General features: G+C 59.1%; 14 protein-coding genes and 2 pseudogenes. 8 read left to right on the plus strand and 8 right to left on the minus strand.

Annotated elements, in window-relative coordinates:
- Positions 1-53: 53 nt before the first annotated feature.
- The 5 genes and pseudogenes from BLR13_RS10755 (at position 54) to BLR13_RS10770 (ending at position 2474) form a co-directional block, all read left to right on the plus strand.
- Positions 54-426 (plus strand): annotated as a pseudogene (locus BLR13_RS10755) (response regulator).
- A gap of 192 nt (positions 427-618) precedes the next feature.
- Positions 619-1077, plus strand: a complete 459-nt coding sequence (gene hspD / locus BLR13_RS10760) for a small heat shock protein HspD (RefSeq protein ID WP_074824617.1) — start codon at positions 619-621, stop codon at positions 1075-1077.
- A 74-nt stretch (positions 1078-1151) separates the two neighbouring features.
- Positions 1152-1475: a hypothetical protein gene (locus BLR13_RS10765; RefSeq protein ID WP_074824614.1), complete on the plus strand. Its 324-nt coding sequence runs from the start codon at positions 1152-1154 to the stop codon at positions 1473-1475.
- Between the two features lie 129 nt (positions 1476-1604).
- Positions 1605-1694, plus strand: a pseudogene (locus tag BLR13_RS40060) (catalase); the annotation flags it as partial.
- A gap of 309 nt (positions 1695-2003) precedes the next feature.
- Positions 2004-2474: a hypothetical protein gene (locus BLR13_RS10770; protein ID WP_074824612.1), complete on the plus strand. Its 471-nt coding sequence runs from the start codon at positions 2004-2006 to the stop codon at positions 2472-2474.
- A gap of 321 nt (positions 2475-2795) precedes the next feature.
- Here BLR13_RS10770 and BLR13_RS10775 read toward each other — a convergent pair whose 3' ends face one another.
- From BLR13_RS10775 to BLR13_RS10785, 3 genes are all read right to left on the minus strand, one after another.
- Entirely contained in the window at positions 2796-3626 is an 831-nt protein-coding gene (locus BLR13_RS10775; RefSeq protein ID WP_079586424.1) for an SDR family NAD(P)-dependent oxidoreductase, read from the minus strand.
- Between the two features lie 103 nt (positions 3627-3729).
- Complete coding sequence (locus BLR13_RS10780; protein ID WP_143039759.1) at positions 3730-4134, minus strand: DoxX family protein; 405 nt, start codon at positions 4132-4134, stop codon at positions 3730-3732.
- A gap of 57 nt (positions 4135-4191) precedes the next feature.
- Positions 4192-4812, minus strand: coding sequence for a VOC family protein (locus BLR13_RS10785; RefSeq protein WP_074824602.1), 621 nt, complete (start codon positions 4810-4812; stop codon positions 4192-4194).
- An 89-nt stretch (positions 4813-4901) separates the two neighbouring features.
- On the opposite strand from BLR13_RS10785, the gene BLR13_RS10790 reads away from it, so the two are divergent.
- Both BLR13_RS10790 and BLR13_RS10800 read left to right on the plus strand, forming a co-directional pair.
- Positions 4902-5273: a winged helix-turn-helix transcriptional regulator gene (locus BLR13_RS10790; protein ID WP_074824599.1), complete on the plus strand. Its 372-nt coding sequence runs from the start codon at positions 4902-4904 to the stop codon at positions 5271-5273.
- A 496-nt stretch (positions 5274-5769) separates the two neighbouring features.
- Positions 5770-6168, plus strand: a complete 399-nt coding sequence (locus tag BLR13_RS10800) for a winged helix-turn-helix transcriptional regulator (RefSeq protein WP_074824596.1) — start codon at positions 5770-5772, stop codon at positions 6166-6168.
- Between the two features lie 836 nt (positions 6169-7004).
- On the opposite strand, the gene BLR13_RS10810 is transcribed toward BLR13_RS10800, so the two are convergent.
- From BLR13_RS10810 to hisE, 5 genes are all read right to left on the minus strand, one after another.
- Positions 7005-9011: a carbohydrate porin gene (locus BLR13_RS10810; protein WP_244525138.1), complete on the minus strand. Its 2007-nt coding sequence runs from the start codon at positions 9009-9011 to the stop codon at positions 7005-7007.
- Positions 9012-9049: 38 nt separating this feature from the next.
- On the minus strand, positions 9050-9751 hold the full coding sequence (locus BLR13_RS10815) for an MgtC/SapB family protein (protein ID WP_091976430.1): 702 nt from the start codon (positions 9749-9751) through the stop codon (positions 9050-9052).
- Positions 9735-9932: a hypothetical protein gene (locus BLR13_RS40065; RefSeq protein WP_143039758.1), complete on the minus strand. Its 198-nt coding sequence runs from the start codon at positions 9930-9932 to the stop codon at positions 9735-9737. Before BLR13_RS40065 ends, BLR13_RS10815 begins: the two co-directional genes overlap by 17 nt.
- Positions 9933-9976: 44 nt before the next feature.
- Complete coding sequence (locus tag BLR13_RS10820; protein WP_079586421.1) at positions 9977-11668, minus strand: NRAMP family divalent metal transporter; 1692 nt, start codon at positions 11666-11668, stop codon at positions 9977-9979.
- A gap of 87 nt (positions 11669-11755) precedes the next feature.
- Positions 11756-12313: a phosphoribosyl-ATP diphosphatase gene (hisE, locus tag BLR13_RS10825; RefSeq protein ID WP_079586420.1), complete on the minus strand. Its 558-nt coding sequence runs from the start codon at positions 12311-12313 to the stop codon at positions 11756-11758.
- A gap of 186 nt (positions 12314-12499) precedes the next feature.
- Between hisE and BLR13_RS40070 the strand changes: the two genes are divergently transcribed.
- Positions 12500-12898: a hypothetical protein gene (locus BLR13_RS40070; RefSeq protein WP_143039757.1), complete on the plus strand. Its 399-nt coding sequence runs from the start codon at positions 12500-12502 to the stop codon at positions 12896-12898.
- The last annotated feature ends 206 nt before the right edge of the window (positions 12899-13104 follow it).

Below are 13104 nucleotides of genomic sequence, written 5' to 3' on the forward strand. Positions count from 1 at the left end.
GTGCGAGATGGAACAAAACTTCGAGACCCCGCTTGGCAGCAGTGGAGGGTGAAATGGCGGCTGAAAGTCCGGTAATCTTGATTGTCGAAGACGAATTCCTGTTGCGAATGGATTCGGCCGAGACGCTCGAAAATGCCGAGTTTGAAGTTGTCCAGGCGGGCAATGCCGACGAGGCGATGGCAATCCTTCAAGCTCGCCCTGCGATTCACGTCGTTTTCACTGATATCCAGATGCCGGGCTCGATGGACGGTCTGAAGCTCGCCCGATTCGTCCCGGGACAGGTGGCCTCCAATCAAGATCGTAGCGACGTCCGGTCTTGTGAGGGTTGGAGCCGAAGATTTGCCGGCCGGGAGCGTCTTCCTGCCGAAACCGTATCGCGGCGCCCAGGTCGTCGCAACGCTGCGGGAGATGACCCGCGCTGCCTGATCAACCCGGTTCTGCCGGATCGTCATCTTGAAAATTTCCCGCCACCCCCTTGAAACCGAATCCGGTTTTGCTAATTTTCTAGTCGCCACCTTAACGGTGGCGTCCGGGGCGCCCTCTGGGGCCCCGGAATTGAGACGGGCACCGGTCGTGTCCGGTGCCTCATACCCATCTTGCTCTTTGGAGGATTTGGCTATGCGCACTTATGACTTCTCTCCCCTGTTCCGATCGACCATCGGTTTCGATCGTCTGTTCGACCTCGTCGAAACGGCCCAGCGGGCCACCGAGGAATCCTACCCCCCGTACAACATCGAGCGGCTGGCCGACGACCGGTACCAGATCTCCCTTGCGGTTGCCGGCTTCTCGCCCGACGAGATTTCGATCACCGCCGAGCAGAACGTCGTCACTATCGAAGGCAACAAGGCCGAAAAAGCCGGACGCGAGTTCCTGTTTAGGGGCATCTCGACTCGGCACTTCAAGCGGCAATTCAACCTGGCGGACTACGTGCAGGTGAAGAACGCGACCTTCGACAACGGCCTACTTAAGATCGAACTGATCCGGGAAATCCCCGAGGCCATGAAGCCGCGGCGCATCGCCATCAATGGCGCAGCGGCCGCGCAAAACGTCCATCAGATCGAGGCCAAGGCGGCCTGATTGATCCACTGCTGGAGCCGCGCGTCGCTCGCTGGACGCGCGGCGTCGGTATTCGTCAACAAATGGAGGAGACCATGCGGCCGACGACCGCTTTCGACGACAACGTTTTCGACTTCAACGCGCTGCTGCATCCCGGGACCGTGTTCGATCATCCGCGGGACGTGCTGACGCATGCCTCGCTTTCGGTTTCCGAAAAGCGCGCCATCCTGGCGTCCTGGGCATCCGATGCATCGGCGATCGCTTCCTGTCCCGCGCTGCGGGCCCCGTCCGGCCTCAAGGCACCCGTCACCATCGACGAGATACTCGAAGCCTTGTGCGAATTGGACGGCGGCCCGCGCCATCCGCCGGGCGGCAAGCCAAACCGCCTGCGCTCGACGTCGAGGGCCTTGGCGGCTTAGCAGGGAGAGGCACCATGAATCATATCAGATTACCGCAACACGTTGTAAACTGGATCGAGCGTCGGTGGACAACCAGATTCGCGCAGATGCTGGAGACTGGCAACGTTTGGGCCCCGCGCCTTCCTGCCCCCGGTTTCTGTGGGCCGGCTGGTACTCGATCGCATGCCCGATAACTTCTTCGCGGAAACCGAACAGGTCGCCTTCATGACCCAGAACGTTCACCGGAAATCGCGATCGTTGGTGCGGGGAGCGCTCTCCTCTAAAGAGATTCGAGCTTCATAATGTGACGACCTTGCGTTCCAGATGACTTAGTCTTTTCAGATCGACGCTTGTCTCGGATCCAAACAAGCGGTCGCGTCAAGTTGGCAGAACTTTACGAAGATTCGTCCCGATTTGTTTCACTTAGCTCGCCGCCATAGGCAATTCGCGGTAACTCGCTGGAGTCCAGCGTCTGGATAGGGGTATTCAGCATCATCCTGGCCACCGTCCTAAGACGGGCGAAACGGACTCCGCACCGGAGAGACTCACATGGCGACCAAGGACGTTGAGCAGGAACTGGAAACCGAAGACCTCACGCAGACGAAGCGAATGGTCGAGGCAATCCTGGCGGGCTGGGAGCTGCTGACCTGGAACGAATTGCTCGCGGAGGATATTGTCTTGTCGCTTAGGCTCGGCACGCTGGATATCAGCCGGCTAAGCGAGCTTCGTGGCTGCGGCGGTGATTTTCAAGCGGTCGGCCGAAGGCAGGCTAGGCGCGTGCTAAAAAGCCTCTATGGCGACTTGAGAAAGGACCTGTCGGTCACGACAGAGGTCATCAACGGATATTACGCCATAGTGCTGGGAAAGTTGGCAGTGCGGAAGGCGGGCCACGAGGTCGAGTATCTGCCCGTAGTGATCTACATGGCCCTCAATTTGGAACGTAGAATCCAAAGCATGACGGTTGCAATCGTCGATCTGCAAACGCTTGCTGACACGATCCGAAACGAGCCCAAGCGGTGAATACTTCAAATAGCTCAATGCCCGCCGCCCAGTCGTATTCTCCGCGTGAGGCACAATGCTTGTCGCCCAGTGTTACAACGCGGAAAACTCGCAGCTCAACCTCGTGCCTTTGTATCCGCCGGAAATCGTTCGAGCAGACCAACCGCTAGTGATCGCTCATGCGCAATCCTCCGTTTGTCAGCGGCCATCGGGCCCTACCAGCAAGTAAGGACGGAGCTGCCTGATGGCATGATCGCGCGTTAGCGTTGGCGACCGCAATGAAACGAAGCAAATGTTTGCTAATTTGGGCTAAAGCCGTTCGCGCAGCGTCGGTAGTATCCGTCAGTGCGTTGCCAGCCTGGAGGCCGGTACAGCGGGAATAGGCATCCGGCACGCCACGCCGCCATCGACCGGGAGCACGACGCCGGTGATGAAAGCGGCTTCCTGGGAGGCGAGAAAGGCAACAGCGGCCGCGACATCGTCGCTGGTCCCGATGCGCAGCAACTGCATCGCACGTATGGCGGCGCCTTGAATAGGATCAGCGGCGACGGCAGCCTGCCTTGGACCGCTGACAATGAACCCGAGAGAAACGGCATTCGAGCGGATGCCGTCGCCAGCCAATTCGACCGCAAGCGAACGGGTAAGAGCTTCGACGGCAGCCTTCGACGCCGAATGCGCGGGCTTGTTTGCGATGCCTCGGCTGGCCACGGCCGTGGAAATATTGACGATAGCGCCGCCGCCCGCGGCACGTAGAAGGGGTACGGAATGTTTGCTGACCATCAGCGTAAGGGTGGCAGCACCGTTTAGAATTGTGTTCCACGAACTCACCTCGATGTCCTCAATCGCCTTGTCGTGCTCGGTGATGAAGGTCGTCGGGCCGGCGTTGTTTACGAGAACGTCGAGCTTGCCGAACCGATCCCCGATCTGCCCGAGAACAGAGCGGATGTGGCAGTCGAGCTTCAGATCGCCTGCGACAAACAACACGTTGTCGTTTCCGATGCCGTTTTCTTCCGCGATGGCGGCGGCGGCCGCACGACCTTCGAGTTCGTTCCTGCCAGTGAGGACGACTGCGCAGCCCTCTGCTGCCAGGCGCTTGGCAATGGCAAGCCCGATGCCTCTACTCGAGCCGGTTACGAGTGCGACCTTTTTGTTAAATCTCATTCTGCTTCTCATCCTGTTCCGATCGCATGTGGGTGCGGCATGCGATCATTCGGCGTTCACACGAGGGTCCGTTCGCACTTGGACTTTCGCCCCGAGGATTTATGAGTTCCCTTCCTCAGCGGAAATGCCGAGCTTGTAGAGCACCCCGGGCCGCCCAAGCCACCCATCCACTGAGTGTCGCAAGCACCAAAGTGTGTACGACATCACCGTGCATGATGAAGAGCTGAACGAAAAATGCACCGACGGAAACACCGAGTAGAATAAGCGCCCCCAATCCGGAGGTGAGCGGCCATAACAAGAGCAGCGCTCCGCCGATTTCGATGGCGCCTGTGAAGTATCTGAACCACGGGCCGAGACCGATCTGGACAAAGCCGTCGACCAACTGCTGGACGCCGAGGATCTTCGAGGTACCGGTCGCCGCGAAGATTAGCACCAGAGCGATTTTGGCCGCCCATAGCGCGATACGGCCAAGCTTGCCTGGGCGCGGCATCACTTTTTCATTGGCAAGACTATTTGTCACGATGTTCTCCTTAGAGGTTAGCGGTGGGGGGGTGCCTACTGCATGACGGGGTGTTGGCTAAAGCAGCACTCTCAAATCGTACGGCTTCGCCGGCGCGAACTCGCCCTGCCACGCGCGCTGATGGATGTCCCAGGGAGAACTTCCCGCTTCCCGCGCTGCAACCAGCTTGTCGGGATCGATTTGCACTCCAAGCGGCTTGCGCGCGAAGTCCGGCGAATTCTGGATGTGCTCAATCGACGTCCAGCTATCTCCGTAGTTATCGACATTGAGCTCAATGCTGTTTCCATCAGGATCGTTGTAGTAAAATGCGGTCTGCGATCCTTCATCCACCGGCAAAACAGGAACAATCCCGAGCTTCTTCAGCCTGGCGTAAGTCCCAAGGAGATCATCGAGCGTTCGATACTCGAATGCGACGTGCTGAAGGCGATGATGTTTGGAGCGCTCCGGGTCGCGTGCCAGCCCGGGAAATTCGACGAACGCGACGCGGTGATTGGCCTCGTCGTTGCTCATCCATGTGGCCTTGGGCTTCACGCCCTCTTTTGCGCCCGTCGGATTGTCGGAATGATAAATCAGGCGCATTCCGAGAACGGCCTTGTACCATTCGATCATCGGCTGAGCGTTGCCCGTGGTCAGCCCTATATGTTGCAGTCTCGGATGAGCGATGAATTCGGTGTTCATTTGCTTCCATTCGTAGTTGGGTAATAGCCATGATCAATCTGTCAGCTATGATGAATCCTTACAAGTAGGATGACTTTCTGCTTGCAAGTATGGAAAAGGATACCATGACGATTGCCGATCTGGCCGACGCCACCGTTGTGCGCGCAGAAATGCGCCGGGCGATCGGCGCAATCACGGGCAAATGGAAGCTGGAGATACTTTGGCTTCTGAATCGGCGAACGCATCGCTTCGGAGAGCTGCGCTCGATACCGGGCATCACGCAGCACATTCTGACGGCGCAACTCAGAGAACTGGAGGCCGACGGGCTGATCTCACGAAAGGTTTTCGCGGAGGTGCCGCCTCGGGTGGAATATTCCATCACACCGGCTGCTAGAGCCTTAAAGCCGGTAATGGATGCGCTGTTTTCGTGGTGGGAAGAATTTGGCCCCTCCCCGGAAGGTGCGGCCCATGGAGATCGATAGTTCGGCCCGCCGTGGGATCTCGCATCTTACTTCTTCCACGCAGCCTGCCGGGACGCAGCCGCAGCGGCAAAAATTCCCTGCTCGTAATCAATGAATGAGCGCACCAGGGCACGGTAGGTTGTTTCGGCTATTTTTGGCGAGAGTAGTGGCATGCCCTTCGCAATGAGTTGCGGGGGACGTAGGCGATCCGGACGCATTGCAGGAACGCGCAATTGCCAAGGACAGGCGCCTCCTCCCTTGTGCGGGCCACGCCGCGAAAGCGGCGGAGCCTCCTCCTCTATCGGCCGATCGATGACGGTCTCCGACCGCCCGACTGTCCTGCCTAACGCTTGGCGGCGGCGAGCAGCCGAGGCCTCCAGTGCCGCTGCGGCCAGATGCTGCTTTTCCTAATGGCCGATCGGGCAACATCTGAATTTCTCTCGCTTGGCGGTAGGCAATAGAGGGTTTCTCATCTAAGTAGGATATCGACAAGTAAGATTGTTATTTGGATGTTAGTATGAAAAAAGTGACTATTGACCCGAAGTCCGTCGTCGACCCGGTCGCTCTGCGCGCGGAAATGCGCGACGCGCTTGCGACGATCACTGGTAAATGGAAGTTGGAAATTCTTTGGCAGCTCAATCAGCGCGTACTTCGTTTCGGAGAGCTAAGGCGCGCGGTCCCGGGCATCACTCAGCATATGCTGACGGCGCAGCTTCGCGAACTGGAGTCCGATGGACTCTTACGCCGTACAATCTTTGCCGAAGTGCCGCCTCGAGTTGAGTATGCGATCACCCCGGCCGCCCAGGAGCTTAAACCCGTTATCGACGCACTCTTCACCTGGTGGCGCAATCACGGCGTTCTCGCATTGGGTCGGAAGAATCGCAGGAAGCAACCGGAGAAGACCCGCAGCGTCTGACGGAGCCGTGGTTGGCCAATTATCGTCGCTCCATGTCAGTGAGCCAACAACGGCTTTATTGCAGCTCCGTTGACCATCAGAGTCCGCAGCCATGGGCGGCGATAAATTCATCGAATAATTCTATTTCCCGATCAAGGGCAAGGAGGACACGTTGACGGACCATGCTATCTCCGAATGTCGCGGCGTCCCGTCGAGCGGTTACCGCCTCAACGAACTGCTTGACGTATGAGAGACAGCTTTCGCTTTTATCGGTCGGTTGCATGAACAGTGCCTGCGCCCCTCGAAAGTGCGCTGACGCGACCGGCATCTTCCGATCACATTGCGATGCTTCAAGCGTCGACGAAATTGACAGAAATACGACGAGAAAGAGAACAAGCTTTGTTGCCTGGCGCATAGGCCGAGACCCTTGGCGAAATCGCCCCTCCCTCGCAGCTTGAGCTTTGCTTGCACCGAGAAGCGGCTTTCGCAGCCAATACGGCGTTTGACCTGAAACCTGTCATCGACGCCATCTTTGCTTGGGGGAGCAAGTATGGAGAAGCTGCGTCGAACCTAACCAAAAGCAACTCCAAGTGATCGGGTGGTTCGTGGCATCGCATGTCCGCCCGCGTGAGAACGAGTTAAGTTTATAGCGACAGAAATGGCCCGCGCTGTTTGACAAGCTCGGGCCATTTCGCATGTTGGCACAGTTCGGCGGACTAATGTTCTTCAGAGATTACTCGGTCTCGATCTTCAGTTACACGTTTCAGAACGGGCGTTTCTACGCTCGCTGCATCCGCTCGGGCAGAATCTGAAATGTCAGACAATAATTTTGCAGCAGGCTATATGGCGATACTCCCTCAAAATTCGGCGTGCGCGCGCGCCGAGAGTACCGAGACCGGTCCCCGATCGGCGTTGTAGGAGGGGTTGGCGATGAACTGATAGTCGAACGTCAGCGTGCTCCATCTGTTGAGGTTATAGGCATAATATGCCTCGAGGATTTTCTCTTCGCGGTAGTTCAGTTGGCCATCACCGATCAGCAAACCGATGCCGCCGGCAGCGAGGAAATCGCGATGCGCGCTAGAGAGACCGTTGATCGCCCCTCCAATTCCGATTGTGTCATTCGTCCGCCCCCAGGAGCTGCCCTTGATCGAGATGCCGCCCGACACGCTACGGTCGATGTCGGTGAACGACAGGATCTCGGTCTGGCCATCGTTCCAGCTGGCGCGGGCGAAGATGCCGACGTCTTGGGTGATTGCTTGCTCCATGTTTGCGTAGAAACCATATTTGGGCAGGGTATGACGGATGCCCGCCGTTGTGGCATTGATGTCGAGCGAAGGATCGGCGGCCACGATTGCCAGCGCATCGCGATAGCTGGCGGTGTTGCCTTGGTTTCCAAAGACCCCGAGCCGAAGTTTACCGGGTTGATCTTGGATCGCGTAGCGTTCCTCCAGCTCAACGACCGCGCCACCGCCCCTGGAAGTCAGGACATCGCTGTTGGGTGCTGACGGAACCTGGAACAGGCCCGCCCGCACCGCCCATTCCTTCCGATTGAGCTCGACCACTGCGCCGCGCGTGAATCCCGGCAGATCGGCAGGAAAGTCATAGGCGCCGGACGACCAGATAGCCCAGTTCATGAAATCCGCGCGCGGATCCTTGGCATAAGAATTACCGTCGAAAAAGTCGCCAATGGCAAATCGCCCGACCGTCAACGTGACGCGGTCGATGTCGCGTTTTCCAGCGAGTTGAAGCGGGCCGTCCGCAACCTCTTCCTGCTCGCCGCCCAGGCCGAATGTCTGGCGGATCAAATAGCGTTGCGGGCGGAGCTTCGGAAAATCCGTGCCCCCCTTTTGGGCTTCACCATTCGAAAAGCCCGCCAGCCCGAGCGTAGTGTTCAAGCCGAAGCCCTGCGCAAGTTCCGGATTGAAGTAGAGCTCGCCGCCCTCCCACAACCGCCATCCGAGAAACGCATCCGCCGTTAACGTCTCTCGACCTTGTCCGCCTCCCGGAAGGCTGTTGGCGCCCTCATAGGGCGAGCGGATGCGCGGATACCCTTGTGTAATGAGCGTGGTTTGCCCGTGAACATTCCAATCGGGCGATTCCGGTATTTGCATCGCATTGACAGGGGACGTGGCGGATGGCGCCCAGAGCGGTGTTTCCCCGAGCTTATAGTTCAGCCCGACCTTGATGACGTGAATCTTTGGATCGACGTTGAGGCCCGGAAGCATTGCATCGCCGAGACCATAGGTCCTGCGCGCCAGGTCGATATAGTCGTATTCGACCTTTGCGGTCCAATTGCCGCCAACGGCCTTTTCGATGCCGAGGCCGGCTGTCCAGCCGACGTGTGGAAGAAACTGTGACGACAGGGGTGTGACGCCGTCACTCGCGTTGATGTTGACCCTGCTTTGACCCCACGCCAATCCGCCGGTTACATAGGGTAGCATCGTCCCGAATGCATAGCCGATCCGACCCCGCGCCGTCGCTGCGTATTCCAGCGTGGAATTGAAGGGCGCCGGGTCAAGCTTCGGAAGATCACGTGGACTTGTGAATAGCGCATCCAACTCTAGGCCGAGCACCACGCGATTTGGCAGCTGAAGGTTATAGCCCGCCTGAAGCCCGCCGATCAGGCCCGTGAGGCTGTGGGGAAAAAATACCGCCTGTTCAGGAACGGAATTGGTGCCGGGACCACCAAGGTCGCCTTGGCCGTAGCCGACCTGCCCTCCGACGTAAAACCCTGTCCAATCGTAGATCGCTGCGCGAACCGGCGCCTTGGTAGGTAAGGTCGTCGGCAAATCGCCCGCGGCCGCGACAGAACACGTCGCAAGAATAGCCGACGTAGTGCTTCCAATTATGCAAATCCGCTTCATCACGTTCCCCATTACTCTGATCGTTTGTGTGGTGACTGCTATTCAATGATTGGTCCGACGCTCCAGCTCGCCGCCGAAACGGTTGCTTCAAGGCTGAGACGACCCACCACTTGCTCGAGCACGGCGTCGCTCTTCGAATGAGCCGAGAGCTGTGCGACGACTTCGACGCGCCCGCTCTCATCGAGGTCCGTGCTGTCGAGCCGCCGCAAACTGAGCTGACCATTGCTGGTGCTCTGCAACAGCAGCGCGCGGACATGCGCCTCTTCCGGATTACGACAGACGACACGTACGCGGTAATGAAAGTCGACTTCGGTCTGCGTAATCGGCTGCTGGTTGATGAGCCGAACCAACGGCCGCAACAGCAGGTTGACGAGAACAACAAAACTGGCCGCCAGCGCCGCATGCAGCGAATGCCCAGCGCCTGCGAGCATTCCCACTGCCGCCGAGCACCACAATGTGGCCGCGGTGTTCAGGCCGGTGACATGAAGTCCCTCGCGAAAGATGATTCCCGCACCCAGGAAGCCGATGCCCGAAACAACCTGAGCCGCTACGCGCGTGGGACTTCCTTCATCGGGAAACAAGCCTGCGAACATCACAAAGCTTGCGGCACCGATTGCGACTAGCGTGTTGGTTCGCAAGCCCGCCATTCGTTGACGCCATTGGCGTTCGAACCCGATGCTCGCGCCCAGCAACGTCGCCGTGGCGAGGCCGACAGCCGCCTGATCAATCGATGCGTTCACTGTGAAAACCCTTCTCGACTTCTTGCCGCTTTCGCCAGCGGCGGCCCAGAGCCAGCAATGCCCCGGCCCGCTCCAGCAATCGCGTCGCTGACAACACGGTCCGAAGATCGCTGCTTGAGATCCTGCGCTGCCGGTGCAGCATCATCGCGTAGCGCAAGATACTGCTTGCCAACCGGAACAATCCGATGGCTCCCCATCGTCGCGCACTTGCGACGGCAGCCCTGATCAAGCTCCACCCGTCGCGAGTTGGAAAATGCGAAGCAGGACAAGGCCACCGGCGGCGATAAGGTAGCCGCGCAACACGATCATCCAGATCCGGGATGCAAGAGAAAGGCGTGCTGGCGGCAGCTGGTCGAGAGGTGGCATGCGCCAATTGTCATCGGCGACGTGCGCTGCCCTGGATATCGACCCGATGTTTCCAGTCTCGAGTTTCCTCGAGCGGCGCTGCGCAAACGCGACACCCAGAGCGGCCAGAAGCCCGACGACACTGCCCCCGATGAGGATGCTCAAGATGATGGTGTCGGAAATTCCGGGAAAGACGACCGATCCGGTGAGGATAACCGAGAGCATCACCAGCACCGCAACGACGGCACCGGTGAACAGATTGAGCCTGCGCGAATTGACCCACGGACCGAGCACCGGCCTGTCGTTACAAAGGAGCAAGAGAAACACGGTGGCGCCTGGGAGCAATACACCGGCGAGCGTTTGAACAGCGCTCGTCAGCAGCCCAAGCTGGACGCCGGGGGTGAGGACGAGCACGGCGGCGAGAACGATGAGACCGCAATAGATGGCATAGAATCCCTTCGCGTCGGTCGGCTTGCGGTGCAGTGAATGCCGCCACGAGAATACATCGCCGAGAGCATAGGCGGTGGACAGCGACACGGCGGATGCACCGATGATGCAGGCATCGAGCAGCGCCAGCGCGAAGAATACCGCGGGAGCTTTCCCGAAATACTTCTCCATGCCGGCGGAAACTGCGCCTGCGTCGACGAAATTCCCGAACTCGGGGTTGCCGGCAAACGTCTGAGCAGTGAACGCCATGATCGCCATTGCGCCCGCGATCACGATCGCGATGCCGATCATGAGATCGACGCGCTCATACTTGATGAAACGCGGCGTGATCCTTTTGTCGACGACATAGCTCTGTTGGAAGAACAGCTGCCAGGGCGCAACTGTGGTGCCGACGATCGCAATGATCAGCAGCATCACTTCGTTCAGTGCCGCCCCCTGCGGCATCTTCGGCACCATCATGTCCTGGATCATCTGACCCGCCGGCGGATGGATGAAAAGGAGCACTGGAAAGACCAGGAAACTTCCCAGGACGAGCATCAGCGCGAAACGCTCGAAACGCCGGAAGTCACCTGTGCTTGCCGCGAGCATAACAAGTGCAGCGGCTGCCAAGACGCCCCAGAGCTTTGGCAGTCCGAGATAGTCGAGCGCCAGCGTGATGCCGATGAACTCGGTGACAATCGTCAGTGCGTTGAGAATAAACAGATCGATGACGCTGAACGCGCCCCAAAACCTGCCAAACCGCTCAAAGATGAGTCGGGCATGGCCGACTCCGGTGACTGCGCCAAGGCGGAGCACCATCTCCTGATTGACGTACAGAACCGGGATCAGCAGCACCAGCGTCCACAGCAGCGTCGTGCCGTAATTTTGACCCGCCTGAGTGTAGGTACCGAAAGCGCCGGCGTCATTGTCGCCCACCATGACGATGAGCCCCGGTCCCAGAATGGCGAGCAGGGTCTTTAGCCGTGCGCCCAAAGTCGATCTCGGCGCGAAATCGTCTTCTGCAATGGTGCCAAGGGCGCCATGGATGTCGCCGAGATGGGCTTTGTCCAGCACGGCGGTCTGGATTGTTGGTGCGCCAACGTGGTCGCCAATTGTCTGGGGACTCAATTCATTCACGACAGTCATAATCTGTTCCTGTTCAGTCTTGGCCGGTGGCCTGATGTTTCGAGTTTTAGGCAAGGATGCGATCGCGCTCTTTCACGCCGCCGAGCGCTATTCTTCCCCTGCGGTTGTTCGACGTTGCGGATTGCGACCGTCGTTGCGCCCTTTGGGCAGCTTTTCGGCAATGCCGAGCGTGTCGGCGCGAGAGCGCATCTCAATCCAGACATCTGCCGGATCAATGCCGGCGCGATGCCACAGCGCGACGAGGTGGTAGAGCAGGTCTGCGCTCTCTCGAACGATGCCTCGATCGTGGTGCTTGACGGCCTCGAGCGCCACTTCGCCGGCTTCCTCGATGACCTTTTGAGCGATCTTGCGCGTGCTCGACGCCAGCAGCCGAGCCGTGCGTGGATGATTCTCCGGCGTTACTTCGGAAAGCGATCGATAGAGATGATCGAGTTCGCTCCGCCGCTGGCCTGGCGCCGCGATGCCGCAAGGTGAATCCGGCGCCAGCGGGCTTTCGGTCTCGCGTGGAGGCGATCCAGTGGGTTGCGCGAGCACGGCAGGGGTCCGGCGCGGGCCTCCACTGCGACGACGTGTCTTGCTCCGGCGAGACCCGTCGCTCTGCAATTCGGGATATTTCAGGTCAGAAAGCTTATTGGCGTCGGTCATCCTCTGCCTCCGTCGTCACCTCGATGCCGTTCATCCACGGCACGAGGCGAGCGGAGGCGCTAGACGCCGACGCTACCTCGGCCGAATGGGATCACGGCCTTACGAAACTCTGTGTGATAGTTCCCCGAAGGGGCTCCCGTCGCGGCACCGGAACGGTGGGCGGCGGGACATCTAGGTCCTTCTTCCATGTCGTTCCTTTACTTATCCGGCCAGCGCCAAGCGCCGGCCGCGCGGTTGCATCGGCGACTGGCCGAACGCGCCGTGTTCGTCGAAGTTGCCGATCGGCAAATCGCCGCTGGGCTCGACCTGCCAGCGGCATTCCACCCGGCCATTGCGATTGATCCAATGACAAGCCAGCGCCGGGGATGGAATCCGTCGCTGGCCCTTCGGGCGGCGAAGACCCGAAAGGTTGTCATTGGAATGGGTACCGACGAAGCCGGCGCCGCGCAGCGCAACGCGCCGCGGCCCCAGGGGCCGGAATCCTCCAAGTCTGAAGCCTACAAGCCTGAAGTCTGTAAGGCTGGATTTTGCGAGTCTTTTGAACATCGCTCACCTCCATTTCCGCTTTGCGCGGCAGGCCGGTGAGCGAGACAGTCAGCTAGGCGCGACCATCACCCCTCACGCGGCGAAAGCCCGCGCGATTGATCTTGATATTCTGCGGCTTCACGAGCCCGACATCTGTCGGACCGGCGCTGCCAAAGGTGGTACTGCCCATGTGTTGTTTCGAGAGTGCTCGTCGTTAGAGTTAAACCGTGAGAAGCGCACTTCTTGTCGGAAACGATCGGTTCCAA

Source organism: Bradyrhizobium ottawaense (assembly GCF_900099825.1).
Lineage (GTDB): Bacteria > Pseudomonadota > Alphaproteobacteria > Rhizobiales > Xanthobacteraceae > Bradyrhizobium > Bradyrhizobium ottawaense_A.

Excerpts from the sequence above, each read along its gene's own strand:
- BLR13_RS10775 (WP_079586424.1), bottom strand. The coding sequence starts at position 3,626 with ATGAGAAGCAGAATGAGATTTAACAAAAAGGTCGCACTCGTAACCGGC.
- BLR13_RS40070 (WP_143039757.1), top strand. The coding sequence starts at position 12,500 with ATGTCGTTCCTTTACTTATCCGGCCAGCGCCAAGCGCCGGCCGCGCGG.
- BLR13_RS10770 (WP_074824612.1), top strand. The coding sequence starts at position 2,004 with ATGGCGACCAAGGACGTTGAGCAGGAACTGGAAACCGAAGACCTCACG.
- BLR13_RS10800 (WP_074824596.1), top strand. The coding sequence starts at position 5,770 with ATGAAAAAAGTGACTATTGACCCGAAGTCCGTCGTCGACCCGGTCGCT.
- BLR13_RS10810 (WP_244525138.1), bottom strand. The coding sequence starts at position 9,011 with ATGAAGCGGATTTGCATAATTGGAAGCACTACGTCGGCTATTCTTGCG.
- BLR13_RS10790 (WP_074824599.1), top strand. The coding sequence starts at position 4,902 with ATGGAAAAGGATACCATGACGATTGCCGATCTGGCCGACGCCACCGTT.
- BLR13_RS10785 (WP_074824602.1), bottom strand. The coding sequence starts at position 4,812 with ATGAACACCGAATTCATCGCTCATCCGAGACTGCAACATATAGGGCTG.
- hisE (WP_079586420.1), bottom strand. The coding sequence starts at position 12,313 with ATGACCGACGCCAATAAGCTTTCTGACCTGAAATATCCCGAATTGCAG.
- BLR13_RS10820 (WP_079586421.1), bottom strand. The coding sequence starts at position 11,668 with ATGACTGTCGTGAATGAATTGAGTCCCCAGACAATTGGCGACCACGTT.
- BLR13_RS10765 (WP_074824614.1), top strand. The coding sequence starts at position 1,152 with ATGCGGCCGACGACCGCTTTCGACGACAACGTTTTCGACTTCAACGCG.
- hspD (WP_074824617.1), top strand. The coding sequence starts at position 619 with ATGCGCACTTATGACTTCTCTCCCCTGTTCCGATCGACCATCGGTTTC.